Here is a 17,545-nt window from a genome sequence, read left to right on the forward strand (position 1 = left end):
TACACCCCCCCCCCCCCCAACCCCCCAACCATGGGGGTGTGGGGGGCTGGTTTTTTTTTAAACCCCCCCCCCCCCTAGGGCGGGGGGGCATCCGGTGCCCCGCGGCCTTCGTTCGCTCGTATCACCCGTTCGAGTGGCTCAGCCGACTGTCGGCGGTTGCGCCGCCACCCGGGCCACGGCCTCCTTTGACGGGCGCCGCTGCGGCCCGGTCGCGTTCCGGTCGGCGTGGACCGGGATCAGGCCGAGTCCCCAGCCGCCGGCCGCGAGCAGTCCCAGCACAGCGCCGTCGGCCAACTGTCCCCGGACCGCCGGCAGCCACCAGACCAGCCCTGCCGTCAGGATCACCAGGACCCGGCGGGCCGGCCACGGTATCAGTCGCCGCAGCCGTATTCGAGCCTCCGTGCACGCCGTCGCGGATCTCCGCACGACCGCCCTCCTTCGCTCGCCCCGGGCACCAGGAGCCCGGGAGTCGAGGCCGGGTTCAGGCGGCGACCACGTCCATCGCGGCGGCCTTGGGCGACATGTTCGCCCGGTCGGTGCCGGGGGCGGGCAGCGGAACCGGTTCGAGTACCGGCCTCAGCAGATCACCTTCGGAGAGGGTGGCCATCGCCGCAAGTTCAGCGAGCGACAGTTCGTCGCTGACCTCGCGCATGACCTCGGACATCCGGACGTCGAGCGCGTCGCAGATGGCGGAGAGCAGCTCCGAGGAGGCCTCCTTCTGTCCCCGCTCGACCTCGGAGAGGTAACCGAGCGAAACCCTGGCTGCCGCCGACACCTCGCGGAGTGTGCGGCCCTGGCGCTGGCGCTGCCGACGCAGTACATCGCCCAGTAGGCGACGAAGCAGGATCATCGGTGCCTCCCTCCTCGGACTGCGGATCGAGATGTCACGACCCCACCGTACCGCCTTGCCCGCTTCGCGTGCGGGGACCCTGGTCGTGTTCACTCTGGGCTGCAAGGCTGTCCCCCTCCTCGTTCCGGTGTCGTTTCCGGGTCCACGGGCCCCTCGTGGTACCCCTCGCGGACCGCCCGGCCACCGTCACGCAACTCGTTCGCCACCTGGTTTCTGCCCAACCAGGCCCTTGGATGTAACACGATCCTCCAGCTGTGCCATGCCCGCGGACCGGATCGGCGGATCTCGGTTCGGTGGAGATCGCCGCGATCGGGGCTCCACCACGCCTCCGCGGCGCCTCCAACGGGCTGCGGGACGCCCGGGTGCGGGCCCCGCGGGGTTCAGGTCGTGGGCGTACCGGCCCGGAGCCGCCCGACGAACAGCTCCAGAGCGGCGGTCACCGCCCCGTGACGGATTCTGGCACGCCCGCCCGACAGCCGGGGCGAACTGACCAGAGTTCCCTCCGGACCGGCGACCGCCAGGTGTACGGTGCCCACCGGCTGCCCGTCCTGCGGGTCCGGCCCGGCCACCCCGGTCGTCGCGATCCCGTACGTGGCCCCCAGCAGCCGGCGCACACCCTCGGCCATCTGCCCCGCCACCACCGGGTGGACCGGCCCGTACACCGCCAGGAGCCCCTCGTCCACGCCGAGCACCGAGGCCTTCAGCTCGGTGGCGTACGCGGTGACCGAGCCCCGGAAGGTCGCGGACGCCCCGGGGACGTCGACCAGGGCGGCCGCGAGCAGCCCTCCGGTCAGCGACTCGGCGACGGCCAGCGTGCCGCCCCTGGCCCGCAGCGCCTCGTGCGCCCGTACCGCCAGCTCGTGCTCCGTCACCCGGTCTCCCCCGTCGCTCACCGGCCCGCGCGCTCCGCGGCCAGTCCCTCGCGGCGCATGCGCAGCGCCTGTCCGACGTAGTCCAGCGCGGTGCCGATGGTCAGCAGTACCGCCAGGGCCATCAGCACGGCCCGGGCGGTGGCCAGCCAGCCGGTCAGCTCCAGGACGTACATGCCGACCGCGATGCCCTGGGTCAGCGTCTTGATCTTGCCGCCTCGGCTGGCCGGGATGACCCCGTAGCGGATCACCCAGAAGCGCATCAGGGTGATGCCGAGTTCGCGGGCCAGGATCACCGCGGTGACCCACCAGGGCAGGTCTCCGAGCAGCGAGAGGCCGATCAGCGCCGAGCCCATGATCGCCTTGTCGGCGATCGGGTCGGCGATCTTCCCGAAGTCGGTGACCAGGCCCTTGCGCCGGGCCAGCTCGCCGTCGAACAGGTCGGTGATCATCGCGATGGCGAACGACGCCCAGGCGACCGAGCGCCACTTGGGGTCGTGCCCGCCGTCGGCGAACAGCAGCGACACGAAGACCGGCACCAGCAGCAGCCGGAGCATCGTGAGCATGTTGGCGATGTTCCAGACAGCCGGCGCCGGCGACACCGCGGCCGGCGGTCTGCCCGGATGGGCCGCGGCCGGGGCGCCGGGCCCCTTGGTCATTCCCCGGCTCCCGGGGCCTGACGGACCCGGACCGGCTCCAGCGCCTCGGCGATCAGGTCGACGCCTTCGCTGGCGACCACCTTGGCCCGGTGGAACTGGCCGATCTGCGGGTCCTCGACGCCGGTGAGGGTGGTCAGGCCGTCGGTCTCGGGGGCCTGGTGGGCGGCCCGGCCCTCGACCACGCCGTCCTCGATGGACTCGATCAGGACCTCGACCTCGGTGCCGACGCGCTGCTCGGCCCGCTGGGCGGTCATCTCCTCGGCCAGCCGGCTGAGCCGGTTCAGCCGGTCGGCGATCACGTCCTCGGACAGCTTGCCGTCGTAGGTCGCGGCCTCGGTGCCGTCCTCGTCGGAGTAGCCGAAGACGCCGATCGCGTCCAGCCCGGCGTGCGTGACGAAGCGCTCCAGCTCGGCGAAGTCCGCCTCGGTCTCGCCGGGGAAGCCGACGATGAAGTTGGACCGGGCGCCGGCCTCCGGGGCCCGGTCGCGGATGGTCTTCAGCAGGTCCAGGAACTGGTCGGTGGAGCCGAAGCGGCGCATCCGGCGCAGCACGGCGGGCGCCGAGTGCTGGAAGGACAGGTCGAAGTAGGGCACCACGTCCGTGGTCCCGGTCATCGCGTCGATCAGGCCGGGGCGCATCTCGGCGGGCTGCAGGTAGGAGACCCGGACCCGCTCGACGCCCTCGATCGCGGAGATCTCGCCGAGCAGCGTCTCCAGCAGCCGGATGTCGCCGAGGTCCTTGCCGTACGAGGTGTTGTTCTCGCTCACCAGGACGACCTCGCGCACGCCCTGCTCGGCCAGCCACTGGGCCTCGTGCAGCACGTCGGAGGGGCGGCGGGAGATGAAGGAGCCGCGGAACGCCGGGATGGCGCAGAAGGAGCACCGCCGGTCGCAGCCGGAGGCGAGCTTGACCGAGGCGACCGGGTTGTCGTCGAGCCGCTTGCGCAGGGTGCGCGGGCCGGAGGCCGGGGCGAGGCCCTCGGGCAGGTCGGTGATCGGCTCGGCCGGGGCCTCGGCGGCGCCGTGGCCGGGCAGCGCGACGGCCTCGGCGGCGGACTGCCGCTCGGCCGGGCTGATCGGCAGCAGCTTGCGGCGGTCGCGCGGGAGGTGCGGGGCGTGGTGGCCGCCGGAGAGGATGGTCTGGAGGCGGTCGGAGATGTCGGAGTAGTCGTCGAAGCCGAGCACGCCGTCGGCCTCGGGCAGGGCGTCGGCGAGCTCCTTGCCGTAGCGCTCGGCCATGCAGCCGACCGCGACGACGGCCTGGGTGCGGCCGTGCCCCTTGAGGTCGTTGGCCTCCAGCAGGGCGTCCACGGAGTCCTTCTTGGCGGCCTCGACGAAGCCGCAGGTGTTGACGACGGCGACGTCCGCTTCGGCGGCGTCGTCGACGAGCAACCAGCCGTCGGCTTCCAGTCGCCCGGCGAGTTCCTCGGAGTCCACCTCGTTGCGGGCGCATCCGAGCGTGACAAGGGCGACAGTACGGCGTTCAGGCATAGGGCCAAGATTAACGCGCGGCCTCCGGTGCCGTTCGCCCCGGAGGCCGCGCGCCTCGGATTACCAGATCTTCGCCAGGCCGCAGGGCCGCTCTCCAGGGCCTCCGCAGGCCTGTGGTCAGCCCGCCTGCGGATCGCCGGGGGTGTACGTGACGTGCACCACCTGGCCGTCCTTGCCGAGGAGGCCGAGATCCTTGCCGTTGACGTACGCGTGCACGGCCCCGCCGTTTCCGAGCACCAGCTTGATCTGCTTGGGGTCGGTGAAGGTCTGGTCCTGGCCGTCGCTGATGTTGTTCTGGAACAGCGACTTCCCGCTGCCGTCCACCGCGGACACCCAGCTGGTGCTGCCCTCGGCGACCAGTTTCACGGTGACCTTGTCGGCCGGGACGGCGGCGATCGCGGCCGCACTCGGCACGGGCGCCGGCGGCTGCACGGTGGGCGAGGGCACGGAGGCGACCGAGCCGGTGCCGGAGCCGCTGGGCAGCGGCGCGCTGGCGGAGCCGGTGCCGGTGTGGCCGTCCTTGCCGCTGACCAGGTTGAAGCCGATCAGGACGACCACCACGACGATCGCGGAGACCATGGCCGCCGCCCAGTTCGGCCGGCCGCGGCCGGGCACCTTGATCGGGCCGCTGTCGATCAGCTGGGTCGGCCGCTTGGAGGCGGGCGAGCCGCCGTGCGCGGCGTCGTACCGGGCGATCAGGGCCTCGCCGTCGACGCCGACCTCGCGGGCGATCGCACGGATGTGCCCGCGGGCGTAGAAGTCGCCGCCGCAGCGGCCGAAGTCGTCCTCCTCGATGGCGTGGACGATCGGCACCCGGACCCGGGTCGCCGTACTCACCTGGTCCACCGTGAGCCCGGCCTCGATCCGGGCGGTGGACAGCACCCGGCCGATGCTCGGGGCATCGGCCGCCTGCACCGCGTCGTCGGTCGGCTCGACGGACGACGGGGCGTTCTCGCGGTCGGGGGACTTGCCGATGGTCACGGGGCACGCCTTTCGAGCGGATGGCCACCTGCTGGGGAACAGTCTAGGGGCGCGGGCGGATCGTTTCTCAAGCGGAACAGGCCCGAATGCGCGCGCCCGCCCCGACGGGTGCCCGGCACCCCGCTGAACGGCCGTCAGCGGGCCCGCGCGGGGAACCCGGGGGGTTCGCTTTCCGGCCTGTGACGCGGCGTACGGGCGTTCGGTTCCCCTTCACGCGCCTACCCTCCTCCGAACGGGTGAACACTCGTCGCAGGCGCGGGTCGTCAGCCGCGCAGGGCGACCAGCACCCCGTCCAGCTCGTCCGGCTTCACCAGGACGTCGCGGGCCTTGGAGCCCTCGCTCGGCCCGACGATCCCGCGCGACTCCATCAGGTCCATCAGCCGCCCCGCCTTGGCGAAGCCGACCCGGAGCTTGCGCTGGAGCATCGAGGTCGAGCCGAACTGGGTGGAGACCACCAGCTCGGCCGCCTGGATCAGCAGGTCCAGGTCGTCGCCGATCTCCTCGTCGACCTCCTTCTTGGCCCCGCCTCCGACCGTCACGTCGTCCCGGTAGACGGCGGTCAGCTGGTCCTTGCAGTGCTGCACCACCGCGGCGATCTCCGCCTCGGTGACGAACGCGCCCTGGAGGCGGATCGGCTTGCCGGCGCCCATCGGCAGGAACAGCGCGTCGCCCTTGCCGATCAGCTTCTCCGCGCCGGGCTGGTCCAGGATGACCCGGGAGTCGGCCATCGCGGAGGTCGCGAAGGCCAGCCGGGACGGCACGTTGGCCTTGATCAGGCCGGTGACCACGTCCACCGAGGGCCGCTGGGTGGCCAGCACCAGGTGGATGCCGGCCGCGCGGGCCAGCTGGGTGATCCGGACCACCGAGTCCTCGACGTCGCGCGGCGCCACCATCATCAGGTCGGCCAGCTCGTCGACGATCACCAGCAGGTACGGGTACGGGGTCAGCTCGCGCTCGCTGCCGAGCGGCGGGGTGACCGTGCCGGCCTTCACCGCCGCGTTGAAGTCGTCCACGTGCCGGAAGCCGAACGCCGCGAGGTCGTCGTAGCGCAGGTCCATCTCGCGGACCACCCACTGGAGGGCCTCGGCGGCCTTCTTCGGGTTGGTGATGATCGGCGTGATCAGGTGCGGGATGCCCTCGTACGCGGTCAGTTCGACCCGCTTGGGGTCGACCAGCACCATCCGGACCTCGTCCGGGGTGGCCCGGGCCAGGATCGAGGTGATCAGGCAGTTGATGCAGGACGACTTGCCCGCGCCGGTCGCGCCGGCCACCAGGATGTGCGGCATCTTGGCGAGGTTGGCCATCACGGTCTGGCCCTCGACGTCCTTGCCCATGCCGACGACCATCGGGTGGGTGTCCTCGGCGGCCGTGCGCGAGCGCAGCAGGTCGCCGAGGTTGACCATCTCGCGGTCCCGGTTGGGGATCTCGATGCCGACCGCGGACTTGCCCGGGATCGGGCTGATGATCCGCACGTCGGCGCTGGCCACCGCGTACGCGATGTTCTTGGCGAGCGCGGTGATCCGCTCCACCTTGACGGCCGGGCCGAGCTCGACCTCGTAGCGGGTCACCGTCGGGCCCCGGGTGAAGCCGGTGACCCTGGCGTCCACCTTGAACTCGGCGAAGGTGCTGCTGAGCTGGGCCACCACCTCGTCGTTGAGGGCGCTGCGGGCCTTGGCCGGGCCGCCGCGCTCCAGCAGGTCGAGCGGGGGCAGCGCGTAGGTGACGTCGCCGGCCAGCTGGAGCTGCTCCATCCGCACCGGGGCCGGGCCGTGCTCCTCGGGCGCGCCCGGGCCCGCGCTGCGGGCAGCCGGGACGGCGGCCTCCTCCGGCGGGGCGGTGCGGTCCTGCACCTGGTGCATCATGTTCGCCACCGCCGAGGAGGCGGGCACGCCGTAGACCAGTGCCCCGTCCAGGTCGGCGGCGGCGCCGGCGGCGAGGTCGCGGGTGGCGTACGGGTCCAGCGGCTCCTTGTCCAGGGACACCCGGACGGCGTCGGGCTGGTCCTCGTCGTCCGCCGGCTTGCGGCGGCGGCGCCGACGGCGGGCGGCCACCTCGTCGCCCGGGTCCTCGCTGCCCACGGTGAACGGCAGCGCGGCGGGGTCCGCGTCCTCGGGCGGCTCGGTGGACAGGTCGCGCTCCGGCGTACGCCCCTCGCGCAGCTCGTCCTCCGGCCCGGGCTCCACCACGCCGAGCCGCACGCCGGCCGACCGCAGCCGCTCGGGAATGCGGTTGACCGGGGTGGCGGTGACCACCAGCAGGCCGAAGAAGGACAGCAGCAGGAGCAGCGGCACGGCCAGCGCCGGCCCGGCGGCGGCCATCATCGGGGTGGACACGGCCCAGCCGATGATCCCGCCGGCCGCCCTTATCCGCGAGGCGCCGCTGCCCATCATGGGCGCGCCACAGCCGATGTGCACCAGGCCGAGGACGCCGACCAGCAGCGCGCTCAGGCCGATCATGATCCGGCCGTTGGCCTCCGGCAGCTCCGGGTGGCGCCAGAGCCGGACCGCGATCCCGGCCAGCAGGAACGGCACCAGCACGTCGAGCCGCCCGAACAGCCCGGACACCACGGCGGTGGCCGCCTCGCCCAGCCAGCCCTGCGGGCTGAACCAGGTGCCGGCGGCGGTCACCAGCGCGAGTGCGAACAGCAGCAGGCCCAGCCCGTCCTTGCGGTGGGCCGGGTGGAGGTTCTTGGCCCCGTCGCCGAAGCCCCGGAAGATCGCGGCGATGCTGTTCGCCACGCCGAGCCAGACGGCCCGGACGGCCCGGAAGAGTATCGGCTTGGGCGGCGGCGGGGACGGCGGGGCCGGTTTGGCCGCCGCCTTCTTCGCCGGGGCCGCCTTCTTGGCCGCCGCCTTCTTCGCGGGCGGCTTGCCCGGGGCCTTCGCCGCGGCCTTCTTGGACGGTCCCGGACTCGGGTTGCGTGCCGCGCTTCCGGGCGTACGAGTGGCCATGGGTCAGCAGCCTACCGGGGTGGGCCACCAGTGCACATGTGCCCGAGCCGGGGCTCAGGGACGTGTCGCAGACACACCGTCACGCTGACCCGGTTTCACCCGGCCGCGCCAGAAATTCACCCGCAGGAGTGAACCCCGCCGACCGGTTACGCGGTTCCCGGCCGGAGCGCGTCCAGGGCCCGGCGCAGCCCCGCCAGCTTGCGCTCCAGGTGCGCCGCGGTGGCCGCCACCCCGGCGTCCTCGACGCCGTCCAGCTGCTTGCCCAGCGCCTCCGCCTGCTCCTCGACCGCCGCCAGCCGCGCGGACAGCTCGCCCAGCAGCGCCCCGCCCAGGGGCGGCTCGCCGCCGCCCGCCTCCAGTTGCAGCCGCAGCAGCGCGGCCTGCTCCTTCAGCTGGCAGTTCTTCACGTACAGGTCGACGAAGACCGAGACCTTGGCGCGCAGCACCCACGGGTCGAAGGGCTTGGAGATGTAGTCCACGGCCCCGGCCGCGTAGCCGCGGAAGGTGTGGTGCGGGCCGTGGTTGATCGCGGTCAGGAAGATGATCGGGATGTCCCGGGTGCGCTCGCGGCGCTTGATGTGGGCGGCCGTCTCGAAGCCGTCCATCCCGGGCATCTGGACGTCCAGCAGGATCACCGCGAAGTCGTCGGTGAGCAGCGCCTTGAGCGCCTCCTCGCCGGAGACGGCGCGCACCAGCGTCTGGTCCAGCGCGGAGAGGATCGCCTCCAGCGCCAGCAGGTTCTCCGGTCGGTCGTCGACCAGGAGGATCTTCGCCTTCTGCATCAGGGCTCGCCCTCCTGTCGCCTGCCTGCCGCCCGGTGATGGCACTCGCGTCCTGCCCACCGCTACCCCGGTCATGCTAGCCGCACCCCCTCGCCCGGCACATCGCTCCGTCGTGACCCGATCCGGAGCGGCGCGCGGCCAGTGCTCCGGCGCACGCTCAGCAGCGTGTCGCCGTCCGGTCACTGTTCGCAACGATCGGTGACCCTACCGGGTTCCCGGGCCCGACCGCCAGCAAACCGGCCCACCGGACGGCGCGAACCCCGGAGCCCGCCCCGGAGTTCGCGCCCTCCCCCGGCGCTACGCGCGGTCCGCCCGCAGCCACTCGCGCATCACCGCCAGCAGGTGGTCGGTCTCCACCGGCTTGGTGATGTGGTCGGTGGCGCCCGCCTCCAGCGACTTCTCCCGGTCGCCCTTCATCGCCTTCGCGGTCAGCGCGATGATCGGCAGGCCCGCGAACTGGGGCATCCGGCGGATCGCCTCGGTGGTCGCGTAGCCGTCCATCTCCGGCATCATGATGTCCATCAGGACCAGCGCCACGTTCTCGTGCTGCTCCAGCATCTCGATGCCCTCGCGCCCGTTCTCGGCGTACAGGACGGTCAGGCCGTGCTGCTCCAGCACGCTGGTGAGGGCGAACACGTTGCGGACGTCGTCGTCCACGATCAGCACCTGCTGGCCGTCGAAGCGCACGTCGCTGCGGCTGGGGCGGGGCGGGGCGGGCTCCACCGGGCGGGCCCCGGCGGCGGCGTCCAGGGCGGCGCTGCGCCGTCGCTCCACCGCGCCGCGGCGGCGCTCCTCGGCCAGCTCGCGGACCTCCTGGGCCCAGTGGTCGGCCGGGTTCTCGCCGACCGGCACGGGCACCCCGATCGGGGTCACGCCGACGGAGGCGCGCAGCGTCGGGACGCTCGACACGACCGGGCGCTCGACCTGGGTCGCGCCCGGGGCCTCGGTGCGCAGCGGCAGGTAGAGCGTGAACGTGGAGCCCTTGCCCAGCTCGCTCTCGGCGTGGATCTCGCCGCCCAGCAGCCGCGCGATCTCGCGGCTGATCGACAGGCCGAGCCCGGTGCCGCCGTACTTGCGGCTGGTGGTGCCGTCGGCCTGCTTGAACGCCTCGAAGATCTCCCGCAGCTTGTTGCCGGGGATGCCGATGCCGGTGTCGGAGACCGCGAAGGCGATCAGCTCGTCGTCCGGGTCCTTGATCGAGCCGGACTCCAGCAGCCGCTCGCGCACGTGCTGCGGGACCTCCGCGCCGGCCGGGGAGATCGAGAAGTCGACCGCGCCGGCGTCGGTGAACTTGACGGCGTTGGAGATCAGGTTGCGCAGCACCTGCTGGAGCCGCTGCTCGTCGGTGTGCAGGGTGACCGGCAGGGCGGGCGAGACCCGGACGGCGAAGTCCAGGTTCTTGTCCAGCGCGACCGGCTGGAAGGTGGCCTCGACGTAGTCGACCAGCTGGACGAGGGCGATCCGGGCCGGGCGGACGTCCATCTTGCCGGCCTCGACCTTGGAGAGGTCGAGGATGTCGTTGATCAGCTGGAGCAGGTCGGAGCCGGCGCCGTGGATGGTGTCGGCGAACTCGACCTGCTTGGGCGAGAGGTTGCCCTCGTTGTTGTCGGAGAGCAGCTTGGCCAGGATCAGCAGCGAGTTGAGCGGGGTGCGCAGCTCGTGCGACATGTTGGCAAGGAACTCGCTCTTGTACCGGGAGGCCAGGGCGAGCTGCTCGGCGCGCTCCTCCAGGACCTGCCGGGCCTCCTCGATCTCGCTGTTCTTGATCTCGATGTCGCGGTTCTGCTGGGCGAGTTGCTCGGCCTTCTCCTGCAACTCCTCGTTGGTGCGCTCCAGTTCCTCCTGGCGCGCCTCCAACTCGGCGGATCGCATCGAGAGTTCGGCGGTGAGCCGCTGGGACTCCAGCAGCAGGCCCTCGGTCTTGGTGTTGACGCTGATGGTGTTGACGGTGACGCCGATCAGGTCGGCGATCTGGTTGAGGAAGTCCAGCGCGACGGTGGTGAAGGAGCTGAAGGTGGCCAGCTCGATCACGCCCAGCAGCCGGCCCTCGAACAGCACCGGCAGCACCACGATGTGGGCCGGCGAGGCCTCGCCGAGGCCGGAGGCGATCTTGAGGTATCCGGGCGGCGCCTCCTTGAGGATGATCGCCCGCTTCTCCACCGCGGCCTGCCCGATCAGCGACTCGCCGGGCCGGAAGGTGGTCGGCATCGCGCGCCGCTGGTAGCCGTAACTGCCGATCAGCCGCAGGACGGTGTCGTTCTCGTCGTCGTCCTCGGTGATCAGCTCGGCGGTGCGGCCGGCCGGCTGGGCGAGGAAGAAGGCGCCGTGCTGGGCGGAGACCACCGGGGTCAGCTCGGTCATGATCAGCGAGGCGACGGCCTCCAGGTCCCGGCGGCCCTGGAGCAGGCCGGAGATCCGGGCCAGGTTGGTCTTGAGCCAGTCCTGCTCCTGGTTGGTGCGGGTGGTCTCGCGCAGGTTGGCGATCATCTGGTTGATGTTGTCCTTGAGCTCGTCGAGCTCCCCCGCGGCGTCCACGTCGATCCGCAGGCTCAGGTCGCCCCTGGTCACGGCGGTGGCGACCTGGGCGATCGCGCGCACCTGCCGGGTCAGGTTGTTGGCCAGTTCGTTCACCGATTCGGTGAGGTCCTGCCAGGTGCCGTCCACGCCGGGTACCCGGGCCTGGCCGCCGAGCCGCCCGTCGGTGCCCACCTCGCGGGCGACCCGGGTGACCTCGTCGGCGAACGCGGACAGCTGGTCGACCATGGTGTTGATGCTGGTCTTGAGCTGGAGGATCTCGCCGCGCGCGTCGACGTCGATCTTCTGCGAGAGGTCGCCGCGGGCCACCGCCGTGATCACCAGCGCGATGTTGCGGACCTGGCCGGTGAGGTTGTTGGCCATCAGGTTGACGTTGTCGGTCAGGTCCTTCCAGATGCCGGCCACGCCCGGCACGCTCGCCTGACCGCCCAGGGTGCCGTCGGTGCCGACCTCGCGGGCCACCCTGGTCACCTCCACCGCGAAGGAGGAAAGCTGGTCGACCATGGTGTTCAAGGTCCCGGCGAGGGCGGCGACCTCGCCCTGCGCCTCGATGGTGATCTTCTTGGACAGGTCGCCGCGGGCCACCGCGGTGGCGACCTCGGCGATGTTGCGGACCTGCCCGGTCAGGTTGGACGCCATGAAGTTGACGTTGTCGGTCAGGTCCTTCCAGATCCCCGACACCCCGCGCACCCGCGCCTGGCCGCCCAGGATCCCCTCGGTGCCCACCTCGCGGGCGACCCGGGTCACCTCGTCGGCGAACGCCGACAGCTGGTCGACCATGGTGTTGACGGTCGTCACCAGCTCCAGGATCTCGCCCCGGGCGTCGACGGTGATCTTCTTCGACACGTCGCCGCGCGCCACCGCCGTGGTCACCTCGGCGATGTTGCGGACCTGGCTGGTCAGGTTGTTGGCCATCAGGTTGACGCTGTTGGTCAGGTCCTTCCACGTCCCGGACACCCCGGGCACGCTCGCCTGACCGCCGAGGATGCCCTCGGTGCCGACGTCCCGGGCCACCCTGGTGACCTCGTCGGCGAAGGCGCCCAGCTGGTCCACCATCGTGTTGATGGTGTTCTTCAGCTCCAGGATCTCCCCGCGCGCGTCCACCTGGATCTTCTGCGACAGGTCGCCCTTGGCGACCGCGGTCGTCACCTGCGCGATGTTGCGCACCTGATCGGTGAGGTTGTTCGCCATGAAGTTGACGTTGTCGGTCAGATCGCGCCACACCCCGGCCGCCCCGGGCACCTGCGCCTGACCGCCGAGCCGCCCCTCGGTGCCCACCTGGCGGGCCACCCTGGTCACCTGTTCGGCGAAGCCGGAGAGCTGGTCGACCATCGTGTTGATGGTGTTCTTCAGCTCCAGCATCTCGCCGCGCGCGTCCACCTCGATCTTCTGCGAGAGGTCCCCGCGCGCCACCGCCGTGGTCACCTGGGCGATGTTGCGCACCTGGCCGGTCAGGTTGTCGGCCATGAAGTTCACCGAGTCCGTCAGGTCCCGCCAGACCCCGGCCACGCCCGGCACCTGCGCCTGACCGCCGAGCCGGCCCTCGGTGCCCACGTCCCTGGCCACCCCGGTGACCTGGGCGGCGAACCCGTTCAGCTGGTCCACCATCGTGTTGACGGTGTTCTTCAGCTCCAGCATCTCGCCGGCCACCTCGACGGTGACCTTGCGGGACAGGTCGCCCTTGGCCACCGCGGTGGTCACCTGGGCGATGTTGCGCACCTGCGCGGTCAGCCGGCCGGCCATGGTGTTGACCGAATCCGCCAGGTCCTTCCAACTGCCGGACACACTGCGGACCTTGGCCTGGCCGCCCAGCTTGCCCTCGGTGCCCACCTCGCGGGCCACCCGGGTCACCTCGTCGGTGAACTCCGAGAGCTGGTCCACCAGCCCGTTGACGGTCCGGCCGATCTTCAGGTACTCGCCGCGCAGCGGGTGGCTCACCCCGTTGCTGTGCAGCGAGCGCAGCTCCATCTTCTGGTCCAGGTCGCCCTCGGCGATCGAGGAGAGCACCCGGCCCACCTCGGCCATCGGACGGGCCAGATCGTCGATCAGCGCGTTGCAGTTGTCGACGGCCGCCATCCAGGCGCCCTCGCCCGCGCCGGTCTCCAGCCGCTCGTTCAGCCGGCCCTCGCGGCCCACCGCCCGCCGCACCCGGGCCAGTTCGCCGGTCAGGTGCTGATTGCGCTCGGCGACCTCGTTGAACACCGCGGCGATCTCCGCCAGCGGACCGTCCCCCGGAACCGTCAGCCGGCGGCGGAAGTTGCCGTCCCGCATCGCGGTCAGCGCGGCCAACAGCTTCCGCAGTTCGGCCGGCTCCGCCCCCCGGTTGTGGCTCACTCGCCGGCCGGCCGCGTTCCGCGGCGCGGTCCCGGACCGCCCACCGCGCGGAACGGGCGGCGTCGTACCGGTTGCGTCCTTGGTGGCCGAACTCAACGGGCCCCTCCCACATCGTGAACTTTCCGGTGACCGTCCGTGCCGGTACGGCACGCACCGGGGCACCGGCCCGGTCGGGCTGCGTACCGGCGCCCCACACGGCACACCGGCACCCGCATCGACCGTACTGCTCCGACCGGCCGTCGCGGACCCCCCAGTCTGGCAGCACCGGCGCCGGGTATACGGCCGGTTGCGCCCGGTTGGTAGCCGACCGTCCGAAACAGGTGGGCAGAATCACTCTCAGGTGCCTGTTTCAACGCCCCGTCCCCACGGGGAACCAAGCGGAAAGTAGGGTGGAGCGCTGCACCGGGCCATGACCCGACCCAGCGCCGCCACCCCGGCGGCACGCACCGGGAGTCGGCGCCACGCCCCGGACAGTCAAGGCCAGAGCAGCAGAGGAGAAGTGGCAACGTGGTCACCGCGCGCGCAGCCGCCACCTTCGACCCCGACGGCCGGTCCGCAGCCGCCGCCCGGGGCTTCGTACGGGACGCGCTGCTCGGCTGGGGTCTGCCCGAGGTCGTCGACGACGCCGTCGTCCTGGTCAGCGAACTGGTCACCAACGCCGTCGTCCACGCCGGCACCGCCGCCGAGGTGTGCTGCCTGCGGGAGGAGGGCACCGTCCGGATCGAAGTCACCGACCACCACCCCGAACGCGGCCTGCCCTCCCTCGGCGACGGCCCCGTCACCGCCTCCGACCGCTACGCCGACCCCGACGGCGAGGGCGGCCGCGGCCTGCTGATGTGCTCCGCCCTCGCCGAGCGCTGGGGCGTCGAGTACGCGGCCGGGCGCAAGACCGTCTGGTTCCGGCTCGCCCTGCCCGCCCCCGTGGCCGGCACCCGCTACGCCGTCCCCGCGACCCCCGGCAGCGACCTGCCCAGCGGCCCCGGCCCGGTGCACGTCGCCGTCGTCCAGCTCGACGAGGACGGCCGCGTCCTCGCCTGGAACCCGGACGCCGAGGCGCTCTTCCAGTACCCCGCCGCCACCGTCCTCGGCCGCCCCTGGGCCGACCTCGCCGTCTGGCCGCAGTCCGCCGGCCGCGGCCTCGGCCTCGCCGACACCCTGCGGCTGGCCCGCTGGGAGGGCGGCTACGGCGTCCGCCGCGCGGACGGCCACGAGGTCGAGGTGTACGGCGTCCAGGTCCGCGTGCGCGACACCGAGGGCGTCCCCTCCACCCTCTGCCTGCTCGTCCTCGAACCCGACCGCGCGGTGCTCCGGTCCCCCGCCCGCGCCCTGCCCGGCGAGCGTTCCGACCCGACCGGCCCCCGACTCGACCTGCTGGCCGGCCCGGTCGCCACCGACGACCTAGACACCCTGCTCCAGCGCACCGTCGAACGCGCCCGCGACCTGCTCGACGCCGACGCCGCGTACCTGCTGCTGACCACCGACGACGAGACCGAGTTCGAGGTCCGCGCCGCCACCGGCTTCACCTCCGGACACCGCCGGCACACCCGCTTCCCGGTCGACACCGGCAGCCGCTACGACTCCGCCCGGCTGCCCTCCGTCCACGAGGACCTCACCTCCCGCCCGACCGGCCTGCCCCTGCTCACCGGCAGCGGCATGCGCTCCCTGGTCACCGTCCCGCTCAAGGTCGAGGGCCGGCTGATCGGCTCGCTCGGCATCGCCACCGCCGCGCCCGGCCGCTACGACAACGAGGACGCCCTGCGGCTGCAGTTCGCCGCCGACCGGGTCGCCCTTGCCGTCGAGAGCACCCGGCTGACCGAGCTCGAACGACTCCGCCGGGGCTCGCTGTCCTTCCTCGTCGAGGCCTCCGACCTGCTCGCCGGCACCCTCGAACACGAGCAGACCCTCGCCCTGATGGCCCAGATGGCCGTCCCCACCCTCGCCTCCTGGTGCGCCGTCTACACCAAGGGCGACCACGGCGCCGCGGCCGGCCTCGCCTTCGTCCTGCACGAGGACGAGGACCGGATCGACCCGCTGCGCGACCTGCTCGACAAGACCCCGGCCCCCGACGCCGGCCCGACCCACGGCGTCCGCTTCTGGTCGGCGCCCGCCGAGACCGCCGCCGCCGGCGGCCTCACCGACAGCCCCGAACTCGCCGGACTGCTCGGCGAGACCGTCGTCCTGCCGCTGACCGCCCGCAACCGGGTCATCGGCCTGCTCGCGCTCGGCGTCCCGGCCGGCGTCCGGTTCCGCCAGGAGATCCTCGAACTCGCCGAGGACCTCTCCCGCCGGGCCGCCCTCGCGCTCGACAACTCCCGCCTCTACTCCGAGCGCACCGCCACCAGCCAGGCCCTGCAACGCAGCCTGCTGCCGCCGGACCTGCCCGAGATCCCGGGCGTCGAGGTCGACGTCTACTACCAGGCCGCCGGCGAGGGCAACGAGGTCGGCGGCGACTTCTACGACCTGTTCACCATCCGCGAGGGCACCTACGGCTTCGCCATCGGCGACGTCTGCGGCACCGGCCCCGAGGCCGCCTCGGTCACCGGCCTCGCCCGGCACTCGCTGCGCCTGCTCGCCCGCGAGGGCCTGGACGCACCGCAGGTGCTCCGCCGTCTCAACGCGGCCATCCTGGACGAGGGTTCGCGCAGCCGCTTCCTCACCCTGCTCTACGGCGAACTGACGCCCCGCCCGGACGGCAGCATCGAACTGTCCCTGGTCTGCGCCGGCCACCCACTGCCGCTCCGGCTGAGCACCGACGGCCAGGTCGACCGGGCCGCCACCCCGCAGCCGCTGCTCGGCGTCATGGAGGACCTCGACCTCACCGCCGAGCGCCTGGTGCTCTCCCCCGGCGAGGTCCTGCTGTGCGTCACCGACGGCGTCACCGAACGCCGCGAGGGCAGCCGGATGCTGGGCGACGACGGCCTCGCCGAGGTGCTCACGGGCTGTACCGGCCTGACCGCCGGGGCGGTCGCGATGCGGGTGCAGCGCGCCGTCGAGCGCTTCGCCCCGGAACCGCCGTCCGACGACATGGCCATCCTGACCCTGCGGGTGCCGACCCAGCGCGCCTCGTGAGCCGACACCGCCTCTCGGTCAGCCCCTGGCTCCCCGGTCGGCCCTGAGCGTTCCACAGCTGACATCGTCACAAATTGTTATATTCACAAGGGTACAAGCGAGTACGTCCGGGTACACCGATCTCACCGGGGAATCCCCCGGCGGGGACAGGACCGGCGGCTCTCCCGCCGACCCATCACTTCTGACCGCAGCCCGCGCACGCTCCAGCCGTGCGCCCTCGGCGCGGTCGCGCGCATCCACCTCATCGGACCACACCACTGCGTTGACTGCGCCCTGCGCGCGCCCAAAGTGAAAGGAGCCTCCGGTGAGCAACGAAGCTACCGGGGCAACGAACGCCCGCTCCACCGGAGCCGACGCGGGTAACCTCGGCTACCTCGCACTCGGCCTCACACTGCTCGCCTACGGCCTGCTCTCCACCGGCGTCTTCAGCGGCACCGGGGTCGGGGACGCGGCACACCTCGCCCATCTGGTCGGCGGAGTCACCCTCTTCATCGCGGGCCTGTGGCAGCTCCGCGGCGGCGAGGGCTTCACCGGAACGGCCTTCACCAGCCTCGGCGCCTTCTGGGCGACCTGGTCGACGGCCGGCGGGGCGGGCAAGAACGCCACCGGCCTGTTCCTCCTGCTCTGGGCCCTGCTCGCCCTCACCCTGACCGCCGCCAGCTGGGGCGCGGGCCTGTTCTGCCGCGCCGTCTACGGCCTGCTCACGCTGTCCCTGCTGCTGAACGCCATCGCCGTCTTCGGCGGCTACAGCGGCCTCGCCAAGTTCGCCGGCTGGGTCGCGGCCGTCTCCGGGCTCACCGCCTGGTACTGGGCCACCTCCGCGCTCAGCAACGGCTCCTGGGGCAGGATCGCCCTACCGGTCAAATGACCCGCTGCGGCTGATCCGCCGCGGCGTACCGGGGTGGGGGGGGCCGGGGGGGGGGGGGGGCGGGGGGCCCCCCCCCCCCACCCCCCACGCGCGCGCGCGGACCAGAGCGCCACAAACACCACTCAACATAGGCCCCCGCCCCCAAGGGAGATCCACA

The 17,545-nt window shown here is 72.5% G+C and carries 11 protein-coding genes; 2 read left to right on the forward strand and 9 right to left on the reverse strand.

Going from position 1 to position 17,545, the window contains the following annotated elements:
• Positions 1 to 138: 138 nt before the first annotated feature.
• The 9 genes from ACFV61_RS26260 to ACFV61_RS26300 all read right to left on the reverse strand — a co-directional run bounded on the left by ACFV61_RS26260 (position 139) and on the right by ACFV61_RS26300 (position 13,388).
• A complete protein-coding gene (locus ACFV61_RS26260; RefSeq protein WP_159398505.1) occupies positions 139 to 426 on the reverse strand; it encodes a hypothetical protein in 288 nt (95 codons plus the stop codon).
• A gap of 55 nt (positions 427 to 481) precedes the next feature.
• The gene (locus tag ACFV61_RS26265; RefSeq protein WP_049660741.1) at positions 482 to 850 is read right to left on the reverse strand and encodes a helix-turn-helix domain-containing protein; all 369 of its coding nucleotides are present in this window, start codon (positions 848 to 850) and stop codon (positions 482 to 484) included.
• A 380-nt stretch (positions 851 to 1,230) separates the two neighbouring features.
• Positions 1,231 to 1,707 (reverse strand): CinA family protein, encoded by a 477-nt coding sequence (locus ACFV61_RS26270; protein WP_380377605.1) that lies wholly within the window; start codon positions 1,705 to 1,707, stop codon positions 1,231 to 1,233.
• 32 nt (positions 1,708 to 1,739) lie between these two features.
• Positions 1,740 to 2,378, reverse strand: coding sequence for a CDP-diacylglycerol--glycerol-3-phosphate 3-phosphatidyltransferase (gene pgsA / locus ACFV61_RS26275; protein ID WP_380494237.1), 639 nt, complete (start codon positions 2,376 to 2,378; stop codon positions 1,740 to 1,742).
• Positions 2,375 to 3,868, reverse strand: coding sequence for a 30S ribosomal protein S12 methylthiotransferase RimO (gene rimO / locus ACFV61_RS26280; RefSeq protein WP_380494239.1), 1,494 nt, complete (start codon positions 3,866 to 3,868; stop codon positions 2,375 to 2,377). The genes pgsA and rimO overlap by 4 nt, the downstream gene beginning before the upstream one ends.
• A 117-nt stretch (positions 3,869 to 3,985) precedes the next feature.
• The gene (locus ACFV61_RS26285) at positions 3,986 to 4,849 is read right to left on the reverse strand and encodes a RodZ domain-containing protein (protein ID WP_363374410.1); all 864 of its coding nucleotides are present in this window, start codon (positions 4,847 to 4,849) and stop codon (positions 3,986 to 3,988) included.
• A gap of 263 nt (positions 4,850 to 5,112) precedes the next feature.
• Positions 5,113 to 7,800, reverse strand: a complete 2,688-nt coding sequence (locus ACFV61_RS26290; RefSeq protein ID WP_380494242.1) for a DNA translocase FtsK — start codon at positions 7,798 to 7,800, stop codon at positions 5,113 to 5,115.
• Positions 7,801 to 7,946: 146 nt separating this feature from the next.
• The gene (locus ACFV61_RS26295) at positions 7,947 to 8,585 is read right to left on the reverse strand and encodes a response regulator (protein WP_063351395.1); all 639 of its coding nucleotides are present in this window, start codon (positions 8,583 to 8,585) and stop codon (positions 7,947 to 7,949) included.
• A 294-nt stretch (positions 8,586 to 8,879) separates the two neighbouring features.
• On the reverse strand, positions 8,880 to 13,388 hold the full coding sequence (locus ACFV61_RS26300; RefSeq protein ID WP_063351394.1) for a hybrid sensor histidine kinase/response regulator: 4,509 nt from the start codon (positions 13,386 to 13,388) through the stop codon (positions 8,880 to 8,882).
• 570 nt (positions 13,389 to 13,958) lie between these two features.
• On the opposite strand from ACFV61_RS26300, the gene ACFV61_RS26305 reads away from it, so the two are divergent.
• Entirely contained in the window at positions 13,959 to 16,520 is a 2,562-nt protein-coding gene (locus tag ACFV61_RS26305; RefSeq protein ID WP_380494244.1) for a SpoIIE family protein phosphatase, read from the forward strand.
• Positions 16,521 to 16,824: 304 nt separating this feature from the next.
• Positions 16,825 to 17,388, forward strand: a complete 564-nt coding sequence (locus tag ACFV61_RS26310; RefSeq protein WP_380494246.1) for a GPR1/FUN34/YaaH family transporter — start codon at positions 16,825 to 16,827, stop codon at positions 17,386 to 17,388.
• The last annotated feature ends 157 nt before the right edge of the window (positions 17,389 to 17,545 follow it).

It is taken from the genome of Kitasatospora sp. NPDC059817 (genome assembly GCF_042731835.1).
In the GTDB taxonomy this organism is placed as follows: Bacteria; Actinomycetota; Actinomycetes; order Streptomycetales; family Streptomycetaceae; genus Kitasatospora.